The sequence below is a fragment of the Bacillus sp. WP8 genome, from assembly GCF_000800825.1.
Taxonomy (GTDB): domain Bacteria; phylum Bacillota; class Bacilli; order Bacillales; family Bacillaceae; genus Bacillus; species Bacillus safensis.
The window spans coordinates 2,388,503-2,411,255 of sequence record NZ_CP010075.1 but is presented as its reverse complement, the minus strand read 5'-3'; the positions used below and the strand labels follow the sequence as shown (position 1 = coordinate 2,411,255).

The following is a 22,753-nucleotide window of genomic DNA, read 5'->3' as shown; positions in this document are numbered from 1 at the left end:
AAAGGAAGTATATCGTCTATGAGGCTTGTTGTGCAGCGTGTGACAAATGCATCTGTGAAGGTAGAAGAAGAGATCACAGGTGCCATCAGCGATGGATATATGGTGCTTGTTGGTGTCACACACGAAGATACAGAAGAAGATGTGCTTTACTTAGCTGAAAAACTTGCACATTTACGTATTTTTGAAGATGAAAATGGGAAAATGAATCGTTCGCTATTGGATATAAAAGGAAGCATTCTGTCTGTGTCGCAATTTACCCTTTATGGTGATACGAGAAAGGGCAGACGGCCGAATTTTATGAAAGCCGCCAAGCCGGATGCAGCCAATTCGCTTTACGAATGTTTCAATAAAACCCTTAGAGAAAAAGGTATCCATGTTGAAACTGGCCGTTTTGGTGCGATGATGGACGTGTCATTGACCAATTCAGGACCAGTCACGATCTTGATGGACAGCAAAGAATAGATTCTCTTTAGACTGTAGATGAACTCATGCGGGAGTTTGTTTAGAGTCTTTTTCTTTTGTGGTCAAACAAAAAAAGAGGCGCAGAGGCCTCTTTTTTTAACGGAAATATTGTTTTAATCCTTCAGTCATTCCTTCTGTGACTCGTTCCTGGTAAGAGGCGCTATAAATGATCGCTTCCTCCTGAGGATTGCTTAAATACCCGAGTTCATATAAAAGGGAAGGGCGTTTGTTTTCTCTTAAAACAAAGTAATCTCCGAATTTGACACCCTTATCAGGGATTTGAGAGCGTTTTGCGACTTCGGAATGAACGCTTGACGCTAATTGCTGATCTTTTGCTGCGTGATAATAATACGCTGTACTTCCTCTAACACTTTGATCCATAAAACTATCATAATGAAGACTAATAAATGCATCTGCATTTCGGTAATGAGATGTCGCCACCCTCGATTGAAGGCTGATAAAGGTATCGTCACTTCTAGTTAAATACACATTTGCACCAGAAGCTCTTAATTTGCCTGCCAGTAAATTGGCGGTTTTGATGGTGATGTTCTTTTCAAAAGCACCGTCTGCGCCAATTGTGCCGCTGTCTTTTCCGCCATGACCAGGGTCAAGAACAATCGTTTTTCCTTTTAAAGAACCAGTCCCAGACGATGAATCCTGCTGAGGTCTTGGCGCTTCGCTGCTATTTTTCTTCGTTTGAACGACCCAGCTCGCTACATAGCCAGTCCCGCCGTTCGATAGTGTCACCTCGTACCAGTCACCTTGCGTCCGAACAATGTGATAGGCAGCTCCTTTTGTTGCTCTTTCTGCAATCCCAGCAGAGGTAGAAGCGCTTTTTCGAATGTTGGTGCCGTCATAGACAATGTACGCTTTTTGCTCAGAAGCCGAAGAGGATGAACTCTTTTCAGGTGCAGAGCCTGCTCCTTTGCCTGTGACAATGTAATAGCTTGCAACCCAGCCTTTTACGCCTTTCCCCTCAATTTCATACCAGCCGTTCTGCTCTCGCAAAATGGTGATCTGTGTGTTGCGGGCAAGTGAAGCGATGACTTGTGCATTTGGTGCGGCCGATTGCCTCACATTCAAGCTCGATACGCCAACTGTGCCTGTCTGGTTAGAGCGAGAAGACCCGCCGGAGCTTGATTGAGAAGTTTTCTGCCCCCCTGAAACATAATCAGAGTGAACCCAGCCTTCTGCTTGTTTATAAGAAATTTTCGTCCATTCGCCGCTTGTCTCGAGCTTTTTAGCGGAAGCGCCTTGCGGGAAAGTACCAATCACTTGATAGGAAGTCCCAGGGCCTGTCCGGATGCGAAGGTCGGAAGCTGTCGATGTAATGGTACTGCCTCCAGCCGTGCTTTGAGCTTGCGCCTTTGGTTTCTCTGTTTTTTGAGCGCCGGATGATGTGGTGATCAACCATGAGACGACCCAGCCTTTTTGTCCGTTTGATAATTGGATCTGCACCCATTCTCCTTGTTCAGTGAGAATAGGATAACTTTCGCCGCGTTTTACAACAGCTGCAATTCCATAGCTTAAACCAGGGCCCGTTCTCACATTGATTTCATCTGTTGCGACCACAGCTTGATCTGTTTGTGCTGTAGCATGTGTCATAGGCAAAGAACTCGCGATGAGAACAAAACAAGTAAGCAGCATCATCATTTGATTGTGTTTTTTCAGATTCAAAACGGTGTTTTCCCCTCCCTTGTAAAACCGATGAATGTTAATTCGTTATGTAGTGGATGAATTCCTTGCAGTTTCCCTAATAAAAATGAATCAATCTGTTTATACTAAATAAAAATGTGATAAAAGGATGTACAAACATGAGATTAAGCAGAAAATTAGGACGAGTGCAATATAATGGACATCGTGATATCGACCGCTGGCAGCATGACGAAATGGATCAGCCAGGCTTCCTTGAAGAAACCGCATCTGAATACGGATGTACGTCAAAAGAAGAGCTGGAAAAGAAAAAGAGGCACGGCAAGGGTTGACAGAGTGGCAGCACCGACCTTATTATAATATAAATCAACACACTTGAAAATTTAAAATGTGGAACTGATGATAGAGAATAGTAGGGTAAATTGCGTGAGCAGAGAGGAATCGCCTTAGGCTGAAAGCGAATCCGCATGGCATTTATCACGAAAGAACACTCTGTAGGTTTCCTGCTGAACGCTCGAAAAATGAGTCAATAGGCGGAGAACGTGAATCTGCGTTAAGGATTTGAGCGGGAACATGCTTGATCATGTTCCAACTAGGGTGGCACCACGGGTATAACTCTCGTCCCTACTATACACATAGTAGAGGCGGGGGTTTTTTATATGTCCACATAAAAAATGAATGATGGTCGTAGGAGGACGAAAAATGAGTTTTAATATTCCAAGAGGCACACAGGATATTTTACCTGGAGAGTCAGAACGCTGGCAGTATGTTGAACAAATTGCGAGAGATACATGTGCAGCCTTTCAATACAAAGAAATCCGCACACCGATTTTTGAGCATACAGAGCTGTTTGCACGGGGAGTAGGCGAATCAACTGATATCGTTCAAAAAGAGATGTACACATTTGAAGATAAAAAAGGACGCAGCATCACACTCCGTCCAGAGGGAACAGCTTCAACCGTCCGTTCTTATGTTGAAAATAAATTGTTTGCACAGCCGGCTCAGCCAACTAAGCTGTATTACATCGGACCAATGTTCCGCTATGAACGTCCGCAAACAGGAAGATATCGTCAATTTTATCAATTTGGGATCGAAGCGATTGGTTCCAAAGATCCTGCCATTGATGCAGAGGTCATTTCACTGGCGATGAGTGTGTATGAGAAAGCAGGCCTTTCTAACTTAAAACTCGTCATTAACAGCCTTGGTGACAAAGAGAGCCGTGCAGACTACCGCACAGCACTGGTCAAGCACTTTGAGCCAAGAATTGAGGAATTCTGTCACGACTGTCAAACTCGTTTACATCAAAATCCGCTGCGCATTCTTGATTGTAAAAAGGATCGTGATCATGAACTGATGACAACAGCTCCATCCATTCAAGATTACTTAAATGAAGAATCACGGACGTATTTTGAAAAGGTCAAACAATACTTATCAGATATAGGCATTGAGTATGTCGTCGATCCAAATTTAGTGCGCGGTCTTGATTACTACAATCACACAGCATTTGAGATCATGAGTAATGCAGAAGGCTTTGGTGCGATTACAACATTAGCCGGCGGCGGCCGTTATGATGGACTCGTTGAAGGAATTGGCGGTCCTGAATCACCAGGGATCGGATTTGCGATGAGTATTGAGCGTTTCCTATCAGCGATCGATGCTGAAGGAATTGAGCTTCCTCTGCAAGATGGTATTGATTTATACATTGCTGCTCTCGGAGATGAAGCGAAGGATTATTCTGTTTCATTATTAAACCGTCTGAGAAAAGAAGGTATCTCAAGTGAAATGGACTATACAGGGAAGAAACTAAAAGGACAATTTAAAGCAGCTGATCGTTTAAAAGCCAAATTTATTGCAGTTCTTGGTGAAGATGAACTTGCACAGCAAATTGTGAATGTGAAAGATACAACTACGGGTGAACAAATTGAAGTGAAGCTTGATGAGCTGATTCAAATGTTGAAGGCCCACCAGAAAGCGTAAAGAAGGAGTGGAATGTTTGTGTTTGGTAGAACTTTTTATTGTGGAGAAGTAACAGAAGACCAAATCGGTCAGTCAGTTGTATTAAAAGGATGGGTTCAAAAAAGGCGTGACCTAGGCGGTTTAATCTTTATTGATTTGCGCGACCGTTCAGGGATTGTACAAGTTGTCTTCAATCCAGACTTATCAAAAGAGGCGCTTGAGACAGCAGAATCAATTCGTAACGAATATGTCCTTGATATTAAAGGAACGGTTGTCGCAAGAGAAGAAGCAACGATCAACCCAAATTTAAAAACGGGCAAAATTGAAATTCAAGTCGAAACGGTCACCGTTTTAAATGAAGCGAAGACTCCTCCATTTGTGATTTCAGATCAAGCAGACGAGGTATCAGAAGATGTTCGTTTAAAATATCGTTACCTAGATCTTCGCCGCCCTGCAATGTTTGAAACAATGAAAATGCGACATGAAGTCACAAAAGCATTCCGCCATTTCTTAGACGACAACGGCTTTCTAGACATTGAAACACCAATTTTAACGAAAAGTACGCCAGAAGGTGCGCGTGACTATCTTGTTCCAAGCCGTGTACACGAGGGAGAATTTTATGCACTGCCTCAGTCTCCGCAATTATTTAAACAATTGCTGATGGTTTCTGGGATGGACCGTTATTATCAAATTGCCCGCTGCTTTAGAGATGAAGATTTGCGTGCTGACCGTCAGCCGGAATTCACACAAGTCGATATTGAAATGTCCTTTATGAGTCAAGAGGACATCATGACGCTTGCTGAAGAGATGATGGCGAAGGTAATGAAAGATGTCAAAGGTGTAGACCTTACATTGCCATTACCTCGTATGACATACGATGAAGCCATGAATTCCTATGGATCTGATAAACCGGATACACGTTTTGAGATGAAGCTGGTTAACATTTCAGATACGGTAAAAGACTCCGATTTCAAAGTGTTTAGTGGAGCTGTGAAAAATGGTGGAGCTGTGAAAGCCATCAATGTAAAAGGGGCTGCATCGAACTATTCAAGAAAAGACATTGATGCACTTGGTGCATTTGCAGCGAACTACGGTGCAAAAGGTCTAGCTTGGCTAAAAGCAGAAGGGACTGAATTAAAAGGTCCGATCGCTAAATTCTTTGATGATGCAAAGCAAGCTGAATTAAAAGAACAGCTGCAAGTTGAAGAAGGCGACCTTTTACTCTTTGTCGCAGATAAGACGTCTGTTGTTCATGATGCACTTGGTGCGCTTCGCTTAAAACTTGGTAAAGAGCTTGAACTGATCGATGAGTCTGTATTCAATTTCTTATGGGTTGTCGATTGGCCGCTGCTTGAAAAGGATGAAGAAGAAGGCCGCTTCTATGCTGCCCATCATCCATTCACAATGCCAGTTCGCGATGATCTTGAATTAATTGAAACAAGCCCAGAAGATATGAAGGCACAGGCTTACGATCTTGTGCTAAATGGCTACGAGCTTGGCGGAGGTTCTATTCGTATTTTTGAAAAGGACATTCAAGAAAAAATGTTTGGCTTACTTGGTTTTTCAAAAGAAGAGGCCTACGAACAATTCGGCTTCCTTCTGGATGCGTTCGAGCATGGTGTTCCTCCGCATGGCGGAATCGCGCTTGGGCTTGATCGTTTAGTGATGCTGCTTGCAGGCCGCTCTAACTTAAGAGATACGATTGCATTCCCGAAAACGGCAAGTGCGAGCTGCGTTCTCACAGATGCCCCTGGCCATGTGAGCGAGGCGCAGCTTGATGAGCTGAGTTTAGCGATTAAAACAAAAGTAAAACAGTAAAATAGGTGCATGTTTATAGGTATGTAAACGCTTGAAAAAGAAATATGCCTATGATATGCTTTCATCAATCAATAAATAAAGTCCTGATACGTACGGTGGTTACCTAGTTTTGACCGAACATTTTTTTATACGGGAGCTTGCCTTTCCTTTCTGCATAAATGCCTCATTAGAGGACTTATAAAGTCAGGAAGAAAGCACCCACCTGCATGGTGCGGGGTTCAAAACGAAGGAAATGCTGGCGGCGTCATCGGGACTTTTTTGTGTTTTTTTCTTTTAGAGAAGGATGACGGAGAAGTCTGAATATGATATGATTCTTTCGATTCATTTTAAATAAAGGTGGAGTGAGGCACTTGTTACATCAGTTTTCAAGAAACGAGCTTGCCATTGGCAAGGAAGGCTTAAATATACTAAAAAACAGTACAGTTGCAGTGCTTGGTGTGGGCGGCGTTGGTTCATTCGCAGTAGAGGCACTCGCTCGTTCAGGCGTTGGCCGTATTGTTCTTGTTGATAAAGATGATATTGATATTACAAATGTAAACCGTCAGCTTCCAGCATTGCTATCAACAGTTGGCCAGCCAAAGGTTGACTTAATGCAGGCGAGAATCGCTGATATTAATCCAGAATGTGAAGTTGTTGCGCTTAAAATGTTTTATACAGAGGAAACATACGAGCAATTTTTTGAGTATCCGCTTGATTATGTCATTGATGCCTCAGATACCATTCACTATAAAATTCATTTAATGAAAGAGTGTCTGAACCGCGGTGTGAACATCATTTCAAGTATGGGAGCTGCGAACAAAACAGATCCGACACGCTTCAAAATTGATGATATTTCAAAAACACATACCGATCCTATTGCAAAAGTCGTGAGAACACGTCTGCGTAAGGAAGGGATTCGTAAAGGAATTGAAGTTATTTTCTCTGATGAAAGTCCGATTGTCATTCGCGAAGATGTCAGAAAAGAAGTTGGAAATGATGAAGCGAAGATTCGCAAGGCGCAAATGCCGCCATCATCCAATGCGTTCGTTCCGTCAGTTGCCGGACTGATCATGGGTGGTCATGTCATTATGAAGCTTTTAAAGGATATTCCGATTACACGTGTGAAGGATAAATAAACAGCCCGCCTGCTAATTATGCAGGGGGCTTTTTTTATTTTTGGCGTTTTAAATTTTCATAGACCTGTTTCAATGCACCTTCAAATTTTCCGGTTTGCTTCGGTACATAGTATTGCTTGTTTTTCAGCGGATCAGGTAAATATTGCTGCTTCACCCAGCCGTTCTCGTAATCATGTGGGTATAAGTAATCGACACCTCTTCCGAGTGCTGTGGCGCCTTTGTAGTGTGCATCTTTTAAATGAACTGGAACCTCACCAATTTTCCCTGTACGAATGTCACCAAGTGCCGCATCAATCGCCTTATATGCCGAATTGGACTTAGGAGAAAGACACAGTTCAATCACTGCGTTCGCCAGTGGAATCCGTGCTTCTGGGAAACCGATTCTTTCTGCTGTTTGTACTGCGCTTAACACGCGGGGGCCTGCCTGCGGACTGGCTAAGCCAATGTCCTCGTAAGCCATCACGAGTAATCTCCTTGAAATGCTTTCAAGGTCTCCTGCTTCGATCAGTCTGGCAAGGTAATGCAGCGCCGCATCTGTATCAGATCCCCTAATGGATTTTTGAAAAGCCGAGAGGACATCATAATGAGCATCACCATTCTTGTCATGTGAGAAGCTCTTTTTTTGTAAGCATTCTTCTGCTGCGGCAAGAGTAATTTTGATATGCCCGGTCTCATCAGGTTTTGTCGATAAGACAGCGAGTTCTAGTGCATTTAAAGCAGAACGCACGTCTCCTCCGCAGCCATTGGCAAAATGATTCATCGCTTCATCGTCCACGGTCACCTCATAACCGCCAAGCCCGCGATGCTCATCCTGTAAGGCTCTTGTTAACGCAGCTTTGATTTGCTCTGTTTCAAGCGGCTTCAGCTCGAATATTTGTGTCCGGCTTCGGATGGCGGGATTGATCGCATGATAGGGATTAGCCGTCGTTGCGCCAATTAAAATGATCATGCCATTTTCTAAATAAGGAAGGAGAAAATCCTGCTTACCTTTATCAAGCCGGTGGACTTCGTCTAAAATAAGGATCACCTGTCCGCTCATTTTCGCTTCAGCGGCGACAGCTTCCATATCCTTTTTGTTATGAATGACCGCATTCAATGTACGAAAAGCAATGCTTGTACTGCCAGCAATTGCGGTCGCAATCGATGTTTTGCCGATGCCCGGCGGTCCGTATAAAATCATCGAGGATAAATGCTTTGCCTCGACCATTCGTTTAATAATTTGACCTTCTCCAACAAGATGCTCCTGCCCAATAATGTCTTCAATATGACTTGGGCGCATCCGGTACGCTAAAGGTTTCATAATTATCTCTCCTAAAGCAATGTCTTGTTTGTATAGAGTACCGAAATTTCTTCAAATAGAAAAGGGATGCGTCCTCCTATTGTGCTCAATACCCGTAAATGAAAGTTGGCTGAAAGTATGATATAATTGCTTTTGGTCTATATATCAGCGTATATGAAATCAGAAAAATAATTGATGACATAGAATAGAAAACGCAGAGGTGTTTAACTTGAAAATATCAACTAAAGGCAGATATGGTCTGACGATCATGATCGAATTAGCCAAAAAACATGGCGAAGGCCCTACATCATTAAAATCAATCGCTCAAAACAATGATTTGTCTGAGCATTATTTAGAGCAGCTTGTATCACCACTCCGCAATGCCCGTCTTGTAAAAAGTATCCGCGGTGCGTATGGCGGCTATGTTCTTGCACATGAACCAAACGAGATCACAGCAGGTGATATTATTCGTGTATTAGAAGGACCAATTAGTCCTGTTGAAGTCATCGAAAACGAAGAACCAGCAAAGCGTGAACTATGGATTCGTATTCGTGATGCAGTAAAAGACGTACTAGACAATACAACTCTTGAAGACTTGGCAAGCTACACAGATGACGGGGATCAAGACTCGTATATGTTCTATATTTAGATCAGAGGTGTACCGGAAATGGAACGAATCTATTTAGATCATGCAGCCACAACGCCGATGGATCAGCGTATTGTGGACAAGATGATGCCGTACTTTACAGAGATATTTGGCAATCCCTCTAGTATTCATTCATATGGGCGCGAGGCAAGAAAGTGGCTCGATGAAGCAAGAGAAGTCATTGCAGGAGAATTACACTGTAAACCACAGGAGATCATCCTCACAAGCGGTGGAACTGAGGCGGACAACCTGGCAATCACAGGTGTTGCCATGGCAAGACAGCATGAAGGAAAACATATCATCACAGTGAAAACAGAGCATCATGCGGTGCTGCATACATGTGAACGCCTAGAGAAGTTAGGATTTGAAGTGACGTATTTAGATGTGGACGAAACGGGATTGATTCATCTTGATCAATTAAAACAAGCATTGAGAGATGATACGATTCTTGTGACCGTCATGTACGGCAATAATGAAACAGGTGTGATTCAGCCAATCAAAGCCATTGGCGAACTTCTACATGATCACACTGCTCATTTTCATACAGACGCAGTGCAGGCGTTTGGCACAGTGCCTATTGATGCAGCAGATCTCCATATTGATCTTTTATCTGCTTCTGGCCATAAGCTGAACGGTCCGATGGGAACAGGCTTTTTATATGTAAACGAAGGCGTGAAACTTTCTCCGCAAATATTCGGAGGGGAACAAGAAAGAAAGCGCCGTGCTGGCACTGAAAATGTGGCAGGAATTGTTGGGCTTGCAGAAGCTGTTCAATTAACGAAGCAAAATAGAAGAGAAAAAGCGATGCATTATGGTAAGCTCAAAGAAACTATGCTGCAAGTATTCGAAGAGGAATCTCTCAATTTCTCTATCAATGGACATCCGAAAGAGACATTGCCGCACATTTTAAATGTTCATTTCCCGGGCGTCTCCATTGAATCGCTGCTTGTGAATTTAGATATGGAAGGAATTGCTGTTTCAAGCGGATCGGCATGTACGGCTGGATCTGTCCTTCCTTCGCACGTGTTAAGCGCCATGTATGGCGAAGAAGCAAAAGAGCTGACATCCTCAGTCAGAATAAGCTTCGGTCTTGGGAATGAAGAGGATCATGTGAAGCAGGCGGCACGTAAGATAGCAGCTGTTGTCAAACGCCTAGCCAAATAAATGCTTCCTTTTGTTCGTGTGTGAAAAATGAAACAGCGAAGCACCTGAAGAACGAAACGCGTATGTTGTTTCATTGAAATTGGAGTTGATGAAGATGACAAAAAGACCAGAAGATACAAGAGTTGTGGTCGGTATGTCCGGAGGAGTCGATTCATCAGTTGCCGCTCTTATGCTAAAGGAGCAAGGCTATGATGTCATCGGCATATTTATGAAAAACTGGGATGACACTGATGAAAATGGTGTTTGCACAGCAACGGAAGACTATGAGGATGTCATCCGCGTGTGTAACCAAATTGGAATCCCATATTATGCAGTAAATTTCGAGAAGCAATATTGGGACAAAGTGTTTCAATATTTCCTTGATGAATATAAAGCGGGCAGAACGCCAAACCCAGATGTCATGTGTAACAAAGAAATTAAGTTCAAGGCATTCCTTGAGCATGCATTGTCACTCGGTGCGGATTATTTGGCAACAGGACACTATGCCCGTGTTGATAGAACTGGTGATGAAGTCAAAATGCTGCGAGGTCTTGATGCAAACAAAGACCAAACGTATTTCTTAAATCAGCTGACACAGGAACAACTTGATAAAGTCATGTTCCCAATCGGTGATTTAGAGAAAAAAAGGGTTCGTGAATTGGCAAAAGAAGCAGAGCTCGCAACAGCAACGAAAAAAGATTCAACAGGTATCTGCTTTATTGGAGAAAGAAACTTTAAAACGTTCCTCAGTCAATATTTGCCTGCACAGCCTGGTGTGATGCAGACAATGGACGGAGAAGTAAAAGGGGAACACGATGGACTGATGTATTACACGATCGGTCAGCGCCAAGGACTTGGCATTGGCGGCAGTGGTGATCCTTGGTTTGTCGTTGGGAAAGACTTGGAGAAAAACATCTTGTTTGTTGAACAAGGCTTCCACAATCCACTTTTATACTCTGAAAGCATTTCAGCCGTTAATATCAGCTGGACTCGTCCTCATATTGTCGGGGAAAACGGTGAATTAACGTGCACAGCAAAATTCAGATACCGTCAAGAAGATCACCATGTGAAGGTCAAAATGACAGGTGAGCAAGAAGCGATGGTTATTTTTGATGAGCCTGTTCGTGCTGTTACTCCGGGACAAGCGGTTGTTTTTTATGATGGTGACGAATGTCTTGGCGGCGGTACAATTGACGATGTCTTCAAAGATGGTCAAAAGCTGTCGTATGTGTAGCATGTTTTCAAAACCTCAACGTCGCTGTTGAGGTTTTTTAATGAAAGGATGAGAGAGCGAATGAATCATAACGAAATCGGCATAGAAGCCTTGAATCAAGGGAATATCGAAAAAGCAGCTGAAGCTTTTACAAAAGCGATCGAAGAAAGCCCGAAGGACCCGGTTCCATATATTAACTTTGCGAACTTACTTTCAAGTATCAATGAATTTGAACGTGCTTTAAACTTTTTTCAAAAAGCAATTGAACTTGATCATACCGCCGCTGCAGCCTATTACGGGGCAGGAAATGTGTATACATTAAAAGAAGACTTTATGAAAGCGAAAGATTATTTTGAACAAGCACTAAAAGCGGGCATGGAAAATAGTGATTTGTTTTATATGCTTGGGCAGACGCTCATCAAATTAGAGCAGCCAAAGCTTGCGATGCCGTATCTTCAGCGTGCCGTTGAACTAAACGAAGAAGATAATGAAGCAAGATTCCAATTTGGCATGTGCTTAGCCAATGAACACATGCTGGAAGAAGCGGTGACAACTTTTACTGAAGTCATCACGCGTGATCCGCAGCATGCAGACGCCTTTTATAATTTAGGGGTTGCGTATGCGTACTTAGAGAAAAAAGACGAAGCGCTTGAGATGCTGGGTAAAGCCATTGACGTGCAGCCTGACCATATGCTGGCACTACATGCGCAAAAGCTGATTCAAGAGGCAGAATAGATGGAAGGAGGGAAGACCTGTGCAGGAACATCCAGATCAAATGAAGCTTGAGGACGAACCGTTTTTAAAGGGGACCATTCAAGCCGTTATTTTCCATAATGAAAGTAATTTATACTCGGTGTTAAAGGTGAAAGTCATTGAAACATCGGAAAACTTAGAGGAAAAAACAGCATCTGTCACAGGCTACTTCCCCGCACTTCATGAGGAGGAAACCTACACCTTTTATGGCAAAGTCACAAGCCATCCGAAATTTGGTGAACAGTTTCAGGCCACTCATTTTCAAAAGGAAGTACCGACAACGAAGCAAGGCATTATACATTATCTCTCAAGTGATTTATTTGAGGGGATAGGAAAAAAGACGGCGGAAGAAATCGTGGGACAGCTTGGCAATCAGACGCTTCATAAAATTATGCGTGACCCAGCTGTTTTGTACGATGTACCGCGCTTATCCAAAAAGAAGGCGGATAAGCTGGCCGCAGCGCTTCAGGAGCATCAAGGACTGGAACAAATCATGATCAGCCTGAATCAATATGGCTTTGGTCCGCAGCTCAGCATGAAGATTTACCAAGTGTACGAGAGTGAAACGCTGCAAAAGATCGAGGAAAATCCGTATCAGCTTGTTAAGGATGTTGAGGGGATCGGATTTATTAAGGCGGATGAGCTCGGCGCTAGAACAGGCATCTCAGGTAATGATCCAGAGCGGATTCGCGCAGCCTTGCTATATACAGTGGAGACAGCCAGTCTACAGGACGGTCATACGTACATACAAACGAAAGATTTGATCGTCGAAACCCGCAAGCTGCTCAACCAAACAGGCAATGATTACAAAGTGACTGAAATGGATGTTGCCAATCAGATCATTGCACTTGGCGAAGGAAAAGAAATGATCATTGAAGATGACCGCTGCTATCATCCATCCTTATTTTACGCGGAGCAAAGTGTTGCCAAACGCATTCAAAAAATCGTCTCCCAAACAGAATACGCGGATCAATTTCCTGAATCAGAATTCCTGCTTGCACTTGGTGAGTTGGAGGAGCGGTTAGGCGTCCAGTATGCACCGACACAAAAGGAAGCGATTCAAAAGGCACTCATGTCCCCAATGCTGCTTTTAACAGGTGGGCCTGGTACAGGGAAGACGACGGTCATTAAAGGAATTGTCGAGCTTTACAGTGATCTTCACGGTGTATCTCTTGATCCGAGTGATTATAAAAAGGATGAATCCTTCCCATTTGTACTTGCGGCACCAACTGGACGGGCGGCTAAACGGATGACAGAATCAACAGGGCTTCCAGCTGTCACCATTCACCGGCTGCTAGGCTGGAACGGGTCGGAGGGCTTCTCGCATGATGAGGAACAGCCGATTGAAGGAAAGCTTGTCATCATTGATGAATCAAGTATGCTGGATATTTGGCTGGCGAATCATTTGTTTAAAGCCATTCCTGATCATATCCAGGTGATTATGGTAGGGGATGAACATCAGCTGCCATCAGTTGGACCAGGTCAAGTTTTACGGGATTTGCTTGCCTCAAAAGCTGTGCCGGCTGTTACCCTGACAGATATTTACCGGCAGGCAGACGGCTCAACAATTGTTGAACTTGCCCATGATATGAAAAATGGTGTGCTGCCAAAGGATATTACTGCACGCTCAAAGGATCGGTCCTTCATTCAATGTTCAGCTGATCAAATGAAAGAAGTCATTGAGAAAGTTGTCAGCAATGCTGCTCAAAAAGGGTTTTCGGCAAAGGACATTCAAGTACTCGCACCAATGTATAAAGGAAAAGCAGGCATCAATGAGCTCAACAAAATGCTGCAGCACATTTTGAATCCTAAAAAACCAAAAGGCAGAGAAATCCCGTTTGGTGATGTGGTGTACCGAACAGGTGATAAAGTGCTTCAGCTTGTGAATCAGCCAGAGAACAATATCTTTAACGGCGATATCGGCGAAATTGTCTCGATTTTTTATGCAAAAGAAAATACAGAAAAAGAAGACATGGCCGTGATCTCCTTTGATGGAAATGAAATCACCTTTACGAAAAAGGATTTTCATCAATTTACACATGCCTATTGCTGCTCCATCCACAAATCACAAGGCAGTGAATTTCCGATTGTTGTGCTGCCAGTTGTGAGGAGCTATTACCGAATGCTTCGGCGTAATCTGCTGTACACAGCGATTACACGAAGTAAAAAGTTTTTAATACTGTGCGGCGAGGAATCAGCGCTGGAGTGGGGCGTGAAAAACAATGAGGATTCCCTCAGACAAACGTCCTTAACGATGCGGCTTGTGCAAACCGAACAAATCATGGATGCAGAACTTGAAGCGCTCCAAAAAGAGCTTCCGTTTAGCGTACATGACGCAAATATTGGCATGGAGGGAATCACTCCGTTTGATTTTATGCATGAGTAGAAGGCTTCCATACGGAAGCCTTTTAGCGTGGAAAGAACTTCTTCCATTCCGTTCATGGAAGCCATTTCTTCGTATGAGTCATGAAGCAAACGCACACGATAAGACTGTTCCGCAAAAGGTGGTTGAGCACATTTTGAGAACATGCCGAGAACTTGAAGGAATGACGATCTATTCAGATGAGCTGTCCCAATCGCTTGGTTCCATAAAAGATATTTGCTTTTTAGCCGGAGGCAGCTGCGGAGGGTATGTGTTAGAGGGGAAAAAGAAAGACTGTGCACTCATTCCATTCTCTGGATTTGATCAGCTGACAGACAAAGGTTTATATGTGAGCTGCCAGGAGGGAGTAGGCATGGATTCCTCTGCTCCATTCTTGTTATTTTCGAAATTAAAAAAGAAAATGATGCAGTCGCCTGATGGTGAAAATTTAGGCATTTTGGAAGATGTATACTTTTGTACAAATTCGGGCACAATCGTAGCATATGAACTCTCGGACGGCTTCTTTACAGAGCTATCAGGGATTCGGAAACAGCTGCAGGCTGCCGGAACCTTGATGAACGTTCAAAAAGAAGCACTGGTTCTAAACCGAACGTAAAGAGGTGCTGATTATGCTCATTTGCCCAAATTGCAAATGTAAAGACATCGGAAAAATTGGGGTCAATCAATATTATTGCTGGGGCTGTTTTATTGAATTGACGCTGTCAAAAGGCAAAATATCGACACACCAAGTGGAGGAAGACGGGACACTAAGCAGCTTAGATGATCTGTTTAGTGACGATGAACGTTCAATTCAACTATAAGTGTTAAGGGGGAATTTCGAATGGGCAAAATGACTTCTTCACTATTAACGCTTGGTGCAGGTGCACTTGCATATCACTTTGCAAGCCGATATGATATGCCATCAAAGCGGGATATGAAAAAGCTAAAAAAACGTGTTATGAGAATGATGTAAACAAAAGGGCTAAAATGATCTTCATTTTAGCCCTTTGTTTTTTTCAGACCGGGGCCCAGAGTTGTCAATAACTTGAGCTGTTACGCTTGCCTGTATTCTAATCGTCTTGCAAGAATGGATAAGCTGAAATTGACGACAAAATACATCATAGCTGCCAATAGGAAAATCGGCAGTAAATAGGATTGGCTTTGACCGTTTAATATTTGAGCGTGATGTAATAATTCTGGAAGCGCAATGACAACGGCAAGCGACGTATCTTTTAAAAGAGATATGAATTGACTGACAATTGGCGGCACCATTCTGCGCAGGGCCTGCGGCATAATAATCATTTTTAATGTTTGAATATAGGTTAAACCAGAAGACCTGGCTGCTTCGATTTGACCCTTATCAATTGATTTAAGGCCGCTTCGAATAATTTCTGACAGCATCGCGGATTCAAACACGGTTAAAGCCGCAATGGCAGAGGCTGTGATGCTTAGCTTGATGCCGATTTCAGGTAATGCAAAATACGTGAAAAAGATGATCAGTAAAAGTGGTAGGTTCCGTATGGTTTCTACAATAACCGCAAGCACTTTTGATAAAACCGGAATTTGAGCGAACCGCAATGTGCCGACGACTAATCCAATGATAAAGCTCAAAATTATGGAGATAAAAGCCACTTTTAAGGTGACAGCAAATCCTTCAAGTAAAAAGGCGAGATGATCAGGCTGGTAGGCACCTATAAAATCCAAGATATTTCCTCCTCTCTAGTGGCTTCTTGCTAATCTTCTTTCTAAATAACCAACGCCTAGACTAAGCGGAATGGTTAATAGCAGATAGAACATGGCAACAAAGATGTAGACATCAAACGTCACAAATGTTCTAGATGCAATAAGGTCACCTTGATACATGAGATCAAACCCTGCAATGACACCTAAAATCGAGGAGTTTTTGACAAGGTTAATAAATTGATTCCCAAGAGGGGGAATGACGATTTTAATCGCCTGAGGCAAAATGATATACCGCATCGTCCCGCCATATGACAGACCTGAAGCGCGGGCTGCTTCCATTTGTCCAAGCGGTACAGCTTGTATCCCTGCACGAATGGCTTCAGCAATAAAGGCAGACGTATAAATGGCAAGGGCGATCGTTCCAGCAGTAAAGCCATCTGCTACAATACCTAGCACGGGTAAACCAAAGAAGAAAACAAAGGTGATCAATAATAACGGAATATTCCGAATAAATTCCACATAAGCCGTTCCGAACCAGTTGAGCGGCCTAAATGGCGCAATTCTCATAATGGCAATGAGTGTACCGATCAAAAAGCTTCCAATCAGAGCAATGACACTTGCACCAATGGTATATTTAAAGCCTTCTAAATAAAGATGAAAATTTTCAGTGAGAATGGAAAACCGCAGCAATCAGTTCACTTCCTTCCTGATCAACAGGGGAGCCATTGAGCGGCTCACCTGAGGCATTGATGTTAACCAATCAAATATTATTCTTTGATCCATTTTTTAAGAATTTTTTCATATTCACCATTGTCTTTTAACGTTTTTAAGGCTTTATTGATCGCATCAGTTAATTCTTGATCCCCTTTTTTCACAGCAATGCCATAAGGCTCATCTGTAAAGGTGCCGCCGACCACTTCATAATTTGAATCCTCATCTGCCATACCAAATAAGATTGCATTATCAGTTGTCAGCACTTGCCCTTGATTTGATTTTAATGCTGTAAAAGCCTCTTGATAGTTCTCAAATTCTAATACGGATACTTCAGGTGCTTTCTCACGGATATTTTGAGAAGAAGTAGATCCTTTCACGGCCAGCACCTTCGTTCCTTTTTTAAGATCATCAATGGATTGAATGTCGCTTCCTTTTTTTACAAGCAGTGATTGTCCTGCTTCAAAGTAAACATCTGAGAAATTGACTTCTTTTTTACGCTCTTCTGTAATTGTCATGGTGGCTACAATCGCATGGATATCTCCTTTTTGAAGCAAGGGAATTCTTGTTTTAGATGTCACTTCCTTAAATTCTGCTTTTCCTTCATCGCCGAGTATTTCCTTTGTGATGGCTTTTGCAATATCAATATCAAATCCTTCAATATCACCGCTGCTCGGATTTTTTAGACCGAATAGCCGTGTGTCATTTTTTACACCGAAAATGATTTTTTTGTCTTTCTTAATGGTTTCTAATGAGCTTCCTTGTTTTGCATCAGTTGAGCCTTTTTCTGTAGATCCGCAAGCAGCCAAAGCGGCGATGCAGCAAGTCATAAAGAGCAGCAGGCCAAAGCGTTTCATTTTTTTCATTAAACCATTCCCCCTAGTGATTTAAAATACGGCTTAAAAATAATTGAGCACGTTTCTCTTGCGGTTTTTCATAAAATGCAGCCGGTGTTGATTCTTCAAGAATTCTGCCCTCATCAATAAAGACAATGCGGTCGGCCACTTCACGGGCAAAGCCCATCTCATGTGTGACAACAACCATGGTCATGCCTTCACGGGCCAGCTGCTTCATCACATCTAATACCTCGCCGATCATCTCTGGATCAAGTGCAGATGTCGGTTCGTCAAAAAGCATCACCTCTGGTTTCATCGCAAGCCCTCTTGCAATGGCAACGCGCTGCTGCTGTCCGCCTGAGAGTCGTGAAGGGTAGGTGTCTGCTTTTTCAGGAATGCCGACTTTATTTAAATAAAATTCAGCTGTTTCCTTTGCTTCTTCCTTGCTCACTTTTTTGACCTTCATCGGCGCAAGCATAATGTTTTCAAGCACCGTCTTATGCGGATAGAGGTGAAAATGCTGAAAGACCATTCCGATATTTTGCCTGACAAGATTGATGTTGGTCTTCGGATGCTGAACAGACACTTGGTTGACGAGAACTTTTCCCGCATCAATGCTTTCAAGACGATTGATACACCTGAGCATCGTGCTTTTACCAGATCCTGAAGGACCGATGATCACAACAACCTCCCCTTTTTGAATATGTAGGTTAATGTCCTTAAGTACATGGAACTGGCCATAATGCTTGTTGACTTCTTCGAATGTGATCATGAAGAACCTCCTCTTGTGTTTCATTGGCTAAAGCTAAAGTGGATTCTAGCACAACTTGTGTAATAAGAAGTAAATGATGGAATATTTTCTGACGAGATTTTACAGCAAATAGTGACTTTGGATGGAGCTGTATGTTTCATGTGTATTCATTTTTAACAAAGTTAGGACAAATTTTATTTACGTGGATAATTGCAGAAGATGGTTAAACAATAAGAAAAGAGGTGAAAAAGGTGAAGAAACGTCCGATCCAATTTCTGATATATGCTGCAGGGATCCTGCTTGTCCTTGCATCCTTGCTCATTTTACTGCAGCTCGACGAGTTATGGATGCCTGTTTTTTTATTGCTGAAGGCGGTTCTCATTCCGCTTCTCATCGCCATTTTTATTTCTTATCTGCTTTATCCGATTGTGGAAAGATTGCATGCACGAGGGCTGCCGAGAACAGTCAGTCTCTTACTCATCTATGTCCTGTTTTTTGGCGGGATTGGGTTTGCGGTTTATAAAGGAGCGCCAGTGATGATCGCACAGTTAAATGAGCTGTCAGAACAAATTCCTGTCCTCGCCGAAACTTATAATGGCGCTTTATCACATATTCATCGTCATACGAGCCACTGGCCTGACAGACTTCACGACCGCTTGGACCGCTTCATTGTTCAATCGGAGACATATGCAGCCAATAGTGCTGAGCGGATGATTCTTAGCTGTAAGGTTTTATTTGATTATGCATTAGTCGCTGCACTCATTCCTTTTCTTGTTTTTTATATGGTGAAGGATATGAACACGATGAAGCGGGCGGCATGGTATTTAACGCCGCCATCATTTAGAAAGAGGGGAAAAGCTTTTGTCAAAGCAGTGGATGAATCACTTGGTGATTATATTCGAGGGCAGCTGCTTGTTTGTTCTTTAATCGGGGGTGCAGCAGCCATTGTGCTCTGGCTTTTTCATATCCCGTATCCGCTTGTTCTTGGGATGCTGATAGGGGCAACGAATGTGATTCCTTATTTTGGGCCGATTATTGGCGCAGTTCCTGCCATCTTTATTGCGTTTACCATCTCGGTGAAATCGGTCATCATTGTACTGATCACAGTAGCGGTGCTGCAATTTCTAGAGAGCAATGTTCTCAGCCCAATTATTGTAGGGCGAAGTCTTCATATGCATCCTGTCGTCATTATGCTTGTCTTGCTTGCAGGAGGAGAGCTGTTTGGCTTAATTGGGATGATTTTAGCCGTACCAGCAGCTGCAATTATCAGGGTGATCATTGTGCAATATATCCTGATGAGACGAAGCGTTCATTGACAAGACGAGCCGAGTTGTCTATAATAATTTCGATTCATACATATTGAAATTCAATGACGGACCCGAGTACGTTAAAAAGCTGTTGCAGAGAGAGGCTTTATTTGCTGAGAAAAGCCTTATCAGACCTTTAGCGGAAGCTAGTCCCGAGTGCAGATAAACACTGCCGCTCTCTTCCGGCGTTATCGGATGTGAAGGTGATAGACGAATTTGTCTATAATCAGGGTGGTACCGCGAGAACATCTCGTCCCTGTGTAAGTCGTTTTGTGCTTGCATAGGGCGGGATGTTTTTTCGTTTGTGTGGAGATTGATGAATGATAAGGGAGGATTTTTGAATGAAAACTTTAACTTCAGCTCAAGTACGTCAAATGTTTTTAGACTTCTTTAAAGAAAAAGGACATGCTGTAGAACCGAGTGCGTCTCTTGTACCGCATGACGATCCGACACTTTTATGGATCAACAGTGGTGTGGCAACATTAAAAAAATACTTTGATGGCCGCGTCGTACCTGAAAATCCGCGTATTTGCAACGCGCAAAAATCGATTCGTACAAATGATATTGAAAATGTAGGGAAGACAGCACGCCATCACACGTTCTTTGAAATGCTTGGCAACTTCTCTATTGGTAACTATTTTAAAGAAGAGGCCATTGAATGGGCGTGGGAATTCCTCACAAGTGACGAGTGGATTGGCTTTGATCCGAATTTGTTATCTGTGACAGTCCACCCAGAGGATGAAGAAGCGTATATCCTTTGGAGAGATAAAATTGGTGTGCCTGAAGAACGTATTATCCGTCTGGAAGGCAACTTCTGGGATATTGGCGAGGGCCCAAGCGGACCGAATACAGAAATTTTCTATGACCGCGGTGAATCATACGGTCACGACATGAACGATCCAGAATTATATCCAGGCGGGGAAAACGAGCGTTATTTAGAAGTATGGAACCTTGTGTTCTCTGAATTCAACCATAATCCAGATGGGTCATACACACCACTGCCGAAGAAAAACATTGATACAGGGATGGGTCTTGAACGAATGGTATCTGTCATTCAAAATGTGCCGACGAACTTCGATACAGACCTATTCATGCCAATTATTCGCGCAGTCGAAACGATCTCTGGAGAAAGCTATGGCGAAACAAAGGAAAAGGATACAGCATTCAAAGTGATTGCTGACCACATCCGGACAGTTGCCTTTGCTGTAAGTGACGGAGCGCTTCCTTCCAATGAAGGCCGCGGATATGTATTAAGACGTTTGCTGCGCCGCGCTGTGCGTTATGCAAAAACGATCCATATCCACCGTCCGTTTATGTATGATTTAGTGCCAGTTGTTGCTGAAATCATGAAGGATTTCTACCCAGATGTACAAGCAAAAGAAGAATTTATTGCGAAAGTCATCAAAAACGAAGAAGAACGTTTCCACGAAACACTGAACGAAGGGTTAGCCATTTTGTCAGAAGTGATCAAGAAAGAAAGAGACAAAGGCAGCTCACAAATTTCAGGTGAAGATGTATTTAAGCTGTATGATACGTATGGATTCCCTGTCGAGCTGACAGAAGAATACGCAGAAGATGAGAACATGACAGTTGATCGAGAAGGCTTCCAAGCGGAAATGGAGAAGCAGCGTGAACGAGCAAGAAATGCGAGACAAGATGTCGGCAGTATGCAGGTTCAAGGGGGCGCTCTAGGCGATATTAAAGTAGAAAGCACCTTCGTTGGCTATGAAAATCTAACAGCAGATGCGCATATCATTGAATTGCTTCAAAATGGTGAAATTGTCTCGGAAGCACATGAAGGAGACACGGTGCAAATCTTGTTAGATGAAACTCCATTCTATGCGGAAAGCGGCGGACAAGTAGCGGATAAAGGGACACTAAAAAGTGCGGAAGCCATCATTGAGATCAAAGATGTGAAAAAAGCGCCAAACGGTCAGCATGTCCATGAAGGAGTCGTCGTAAGCGGTACGGCTCAAAAAGGTCTCGAAGTCACTGCAGAAGTGGAATCAGCTCTTCGAAAAGGCATTGTGAAAAACCATACAGCGACACACCTTCTGCATCAGGCGCTAAAAGATGTATTAGGCAGTCACGTGAACCAAGCAGGGTCATTGGTGAATGAAAACAGACTTCGTTTTGATTTCTCTCACTTTGGACAAGTGACGAAAGAAGAATTGTCTCAAATTGAAAAAATCGTGAACGAAAAGATTTGGGAAGGCATTTCGGTTGCGATTGACTTGAAGCCAATTGCTGAAGCAAAAGAAATGGGCGCAATGGCGCTGTTTGGCGAAAAGTATGGCGATATTGTCCGCGTAGTCCAAGTCGGCGATTACAGCATCGAGCTATGCGGGGGCTGTCACGTACAAAACACTGCGGAAATCGGTTTGTTTAAAATTGCGTCTGAGTCGGGTATTGGTGCTGGAACACGCCGTATTGAAGCTGTGACTGGTCAAGGTGCCTATGAAGAATTAAATGACCAGCTGGCGATTTTAGAACAGGCAGCAAGTGAGCTGAAGTCAAATACGAAGGACGTACCAAAACGAATCGCTTCATTACAGGCGGATTTAAAAGAGGTTCAAAGAGAAAACGAATCACTTCTTGCGAAATTAAGCCAAGCAGAAGCAGGCTCTATTTTAGAGAAAGTGACTGAAATTGGCGGAGTGAAAGTATTAACTGAAAAAGTAAATGCTAAAGATATGAACCATTTAAGAACAATGGTTGATGACTTGAAAGCTAAATTAGGATCAGCTGTCATCGTCCTGGGAGCCGTTCAAAACGGAAAAGTAAACATTTCAGCAGGAGTGACAAAAGACGTGATCGAAAAAGGTCTGCATGCAGGGAAGCTTGTGAAGCAGGCAGCTGAAATCTGCGGCGGAGGCGGAGGCGGACGTCCAGATATGGCACAAGCAGGCGGAAAACAACCAGAAAAACTTGAAGAAGCACTGGCATCTGTCGAAGAATCTGTCAAATCCGTTTTATAATCAGGCGATGTAGTGTAGAATAATGGTATTAGATGAGCGGTTAGAAAAAAGCTTGCTAGTAGAATGTTGGAAGAGAGGTGCAAGAAG

The 22,753-nt window shown here is 43.1% G+C and carries 21 protein-coding genes, 1 other RNA gene and 2 other annotated features; of the genes, 16 read left to right on the top strand and 6 right to left on the bottom strand.

Annotation, left to right across the window (positions count from 1 at the left end):
• Window positions 1-18 precede the first annotated feature (18 nt).
• Entirely contained in the window at window positions 19-462 is a 444-nt protein-coding gene (dtd, locus tag QR42_RS12150) for a D-aminoacyl-tRNA deacylase (RefSeq protein WP_039180301.1), read from the top strand.
• A 96-nt stretch (window positions 463-558) separates the two neighbouring features.
• Here dtd and QR42_RS12145 read toward each other — a convergent pair whose 3' ends face one another.
• On the bottom strand, window positions 559-2,139 hold the full coding sequence (locus tag QR42_RS12145; RefSeq protein WP_039180297.1) for an N-acetylmuramoyl-L-alanine amidase family protein: 1,581 nt from the start codon (window positions 2,137-2,139) through the stop codon (window positions 559-561).
• 137 nt (window positions 2,140-2,276) lie between these two features.
• Here QR42_RS12145 and QR42_RS19350 point away from each other — a divergent pair, with 137 nt between their 5' ends.
• From QR42_RS19350 to QR42_RS12130, 5 genes are all read left to right on the top strand, one after another.
• Complete coding sequence (locus QR42_RS19350; protein ID WP_003216250.1) at window positions 2,277-2,447, top strand: YrzK family protein; 171 nt, start codon at window positions 2,277-2,279, stop codon at window positions 2,445-2,447.
• Between the two features lie 58 nt (window positions 2,448-2,505).
• Window positions 2,506-2,744: a binding site (T-box leader), on the top strand.
• Between the two features lie 73 nt (window positions 2,745-2,817).
• Window positions 2,818-4,092, top strand: coding sequence for a histidine--tRNA ligase (hisS, locus tag QR42_RS12140; RefSeq protein ID WP_024423129.1), 1,275 nt, complete (start codon window positions 2,818-2,820; stop codon window positions 4,090-4,092).
• Between the two features lie 18 nt (window positions 4,093-4,110).
• A complete protein-coding gene (gene aspS / locus QR42_RS12135) occupies window positions 4,111-5,889 on the top strand; it encodes an aspartate--tRNA ligase (RefSeq protein ID WP_099663571.1) in 1,779 nt (592 codons plus the stop codon).
• A 77-nt stretch (window positions 5,890-5,966) separates the two neighbouring features.
• Window positions 5,967-6,147: non-coding RNA, 6S RNA (ssrS, locus tag QR42_RS19090), on the top strand.
• A gap of 92 nt (window positions 6,148-6,239) precedes the next feature.
• A complete protein-coding gene (locus QR42_RS12130) occupies window positions 6,240-7,004 on the top strand; it encodes a tRNA threonylcarbamoyladenosine dehydratase (RefSeq protein WP_039180291.1) in 765 nt (254 codons plus the stop codon).
• 34 nt (window positions 7,005-7,038) lie between these two features.
• Here the strand turns inward: QR42_RS12130 and QR42_RS12125 are convergent, their stop codons facing one another.
• Window positions 7,039-8,304, bottom strand: coding sequence for a replication-associated recombination protein A (locus QR42_RS12125; RefSeq protein ID WP_039180288.1), 1,266 nt, complete (start codon window positions 8,302-8,304; stop codon window positions 7,039-7,041).
• Between the two features lie 208 nt (window positions 8,305-8,512).
• Between QR42_RS12125 and cymR the strand changes: the two genes are divergently transcribed.
• The 8 genes from cymR (at window position 8,513) to QR42_RS19085 (ending at window position 15,373) form a co-directional block, all read left to right on the top strand.
• Window positions 8,513-8,932, top strand: a complete 420-nt coding sequence (gene cymR / locus QR42_RS12120; RefSeq protein WP_024423125.1) for a cysteine metabolism transcriptional regulator CymR — start codon at window positions 8,513-8,515, stop codon at window positions 8,930-8,932.
• A gap of 18 nt (window positions 8,933-8,950) precedes the next feature.
• Window positions 8,951-10,093, top strand: a complete 1,143-nt coding sequence (locus QR42_RS12115) for a cysteine desulfurase family protein (protein WP_039180285.1) — start codon at window positions 8,951-8,953, stop codon at window positions 10,091-10,093.
• A gap of 94 nt (window positions 10,094-10,187) precedes the next feature.
• Window positions 10,188-11,306 carry a tRNA 2-thiouridine(34) synthase MnmA gene (gene mnmA, locus QR42_RS12110; protein ID WP_039180282.1) on the top strand — a complete coding sequence of 373 codons (1,119 nt, stop codon included), beginning with the start codon at window positions 10,188-10,190 and terminating at the stop codon, window positions 11,304-11,306.
• Between the two features lie 60 nt (window positions 11,307-11,366).
• Window positions 11,367-12,020, top strand: coding sequence for a tetratricopeptide repeat protein (locus QR42_RS12105; RefSeq protein WP_025092425.1), 654 nt, complete (start codon window positions 11,367-11,369; stop codon window positions 12,018-12,020).
• Between the two features lie 19 nt (window positions 12,021-12,039).
• Window positions 12,040-14,424, top strand: a complete 2,385-nt coding sequence (gene recD2, locus QR42_RS12100; RefSeq protein WP_024423121.1) for an SF1B family DNA helicase RecD2 — start codon at window positions 12,040-12,042, stop codon at window positions 14,422-14,424.
• Between the two features lie 73 nt (window positions 14,425-14,497).
• A complete protein-coding gene (locus QR42_RS12095; protein WP_052196552.1) occupies window positions 14,498-15,016 on the top strand; it encodes a PRC-barrel domain-containing protein in 519 nt (172 codons plus the stop codon).
• 13 nt (window positions 15,017-15,029) lie between these two features.
• Window positions 15,030-15,221 (top strand): hypothetical protein, encoded by a 192-nt coding sequence (locus tag QR42_RS12090; protein ID WP_003216308.1) that lies wholly within the window; start codon window positions 15,030-15,032, stop codon window positions 15,219-15,221.
• Between the two features lie 20 nt (window positions 15,222-15,241).
• Entirely contained in the window at window positions 15,242-15,373 is a 132-nt protein-coding gene (locus tag QR42_RS19085) for a YrzQ family protein (RefSeq protein ID WP_064497881.1), read from the top strand.
• Between the two features lie 80 nt (window positions 15,374-15,453).
• Here QR42_RS19085 and QR42_RS12085 read toward each other — a convergent pair whose 3' ends face one another.
• The 4 genes from QR42_RS12085 to QR42_RS12070 all read right to left on the bottom strand — a co-directional run bounded on the left by QR42_RS12085 (window position 15,454) and on the right by QR42_RS12070 (window position 18,402).
• Window positions 15,454-16,104, bottom strand: coding sequence for an amino acid ABC transporter permease (locus tag QR42_RS12085; RefSeq protein WP_039180274.1), 651 nt, complete (start codon window positions 16,102-16,104; stop codon window positions 15,454-15,456).
• A 15-nt stretch (window positions 16,105-16,119) separates the two neighbouring features.
• Window positions 16,120-16,773 (bottom strand): amino acid ABC transporter permease, encoded by a 654-nt coding sequence (locus QR42_RS12080; RefSeq protein ID WP_039180271.1) that lies wholly within the window; start codon window positions 16,771-16,773, stop codon window positions 16,120-16,122.
• A 77-nt stretch (window positions 16,774-16,850) separates the two neighbouring features.
• Window positions 16,851-17,660, bottom strand: a complete 810-nt coding sequence (locus QR42_RS12075; protein ID WP_039180269.1) for a transporter substrate-binding domain-containing protein — start codon at window positions 17,658-17,660, stop codon at window positions 16,851-16,853.
• Between the two features lie 13 nt (window positions 17,661-17,673).
• Window positions 17,674-18,402, bottom strand: a complete 729-nt coding sequence (locus QR42_RS12070; RefSeq protein ID WP_024423116.1) for an amino acid ABC transporter ATP-binding protein — start codon at window positions 18,400-18,402, stop codon at window positions 17,674-17,676.
• Window positions 18,403-18,632: 230 nt separating this feature from the next.
• On the opposite strand from QR42_RS12070, the gene QR42_RS12065 reads away from it, so the two are divergent.
• Entirely contained in the window at window positions 18,633-19,697 is a 1,065-nt protein-coding gene (locus QR42_RS12065) for an AI-2E family transporter (RefSeq protein ID WP_039180266.1), read from the top strand.
• A 44-nt stretch (window positions 19,698-19,741) separates the two neighbouring features.
• Window positions 19,742-19,949 (top strand) — a binding site (T-box leader).
• 80 nt (window positions 19,950-20,029) lie between these two features.
• Complete coding sequence (gene alaS / locus QR42_RS12060; RefSeq protein ID WP_039180263.1) at window positions 20,030-22,666, top strand: alanine--tRNA ligase; 2,637 nt, start codon at window positions 20,030-20,032, stop codon at window positions 22,664-22,666.
• Window positions 22,667-22,753: the final 87 nt, after the last annotated feature.

Excerpts from the sequence above, each read along its gene's own strand:
- alaS (WP_039180263.1), top strand. The coding sequence starts at position 20,030 with ATGAAAACTTTAACTTCAGCTCAAGTACGTCAAATGTTTTTAGACTTC.
- QR42_RS12095 (WP_052196552.1), top strand. The coding sequence starts at position 14,498 with ATGAGTCATGAAGCAAACGCACACGATAAGACTGTTCCGCAAAAGGTG.
- QR42_RS12075 (WP_039180269.1), bottom strand. The coding sequence starts at position 17,660 with ATGAAAAAAATGAAACGCTTTGGCCTGCTGCTCTTTATGACTTGCTGC.
- hisS (WP_024423129.1), top strand. The coding sequence starts at position 2,818 with ATGAGTTTTAATATTCCAAGAGGCACACAGGATATTTTACCTGGAGAG.
- dtd (WP_039180301.1), top strand. The coding sequence starts at position 19 with ATGAGGCTTGTTGTGCAGCGTGTGACAAATGCATCTGTGAAGGTAGAA.
- QR42_RS19350 (WP_003216250.1), top strand. The coding sequence starts at position 2,277 with ATGAGATTAAGCAGAAAATTAGGACGAGTGCAATATAATGGACATCGT.
- QR42_RS12090 (WP_003216308.1), top strand. The coding sequence starts at position 15,030 with ATGCTCATTTGCCCAAATTGCAAATGTAAAGACATCGGAAAAATTGGG.
- mnmA (WP_039180282.1), top strand. The coding sequence starts at position 10,188 with ATGACAAAAAGACCAGAAGATACAAGAGTTGTGGTCGGTATGTCCGGA.
- QR42_RS12115 (WP_039180285.1), top strand. The coding sequence starts at position 8,951 with ATGGAACGAATCTATTTAGATCATGCAGCCACAACGCCGATGGATCAG.
- QR42_RS12070 (WP_024423116.1), bottom strand. The coding sequence starts at position 18,402 with ATGATCACATTCGAAGAAGTCAACAAGCATTATGGCCAGTTCCATGTA.
- QR42_RS19085 (WP_064497881.1), top strand. The coding sequence starts at position 15,242 with ATGGGCAAAATGACTTCTTCACTATTAACGCTTGGTGCAGGTGCACTT.
- QR42_RS12125 (WP_039180288.1), bottom strand. The coding sequence starts at position 8,304 with ATGAAACCTTTAGCGTACCGGATGCGCCCAAGTCATATTGAAGACATT.
- QR42_RS12105 (WP_025092425.1), top strand. The coding sequence starts at position 11,367 with ATGAATCATAACGAAATCGGCATAGAAGCCTTGAATCAAGGGAATATC.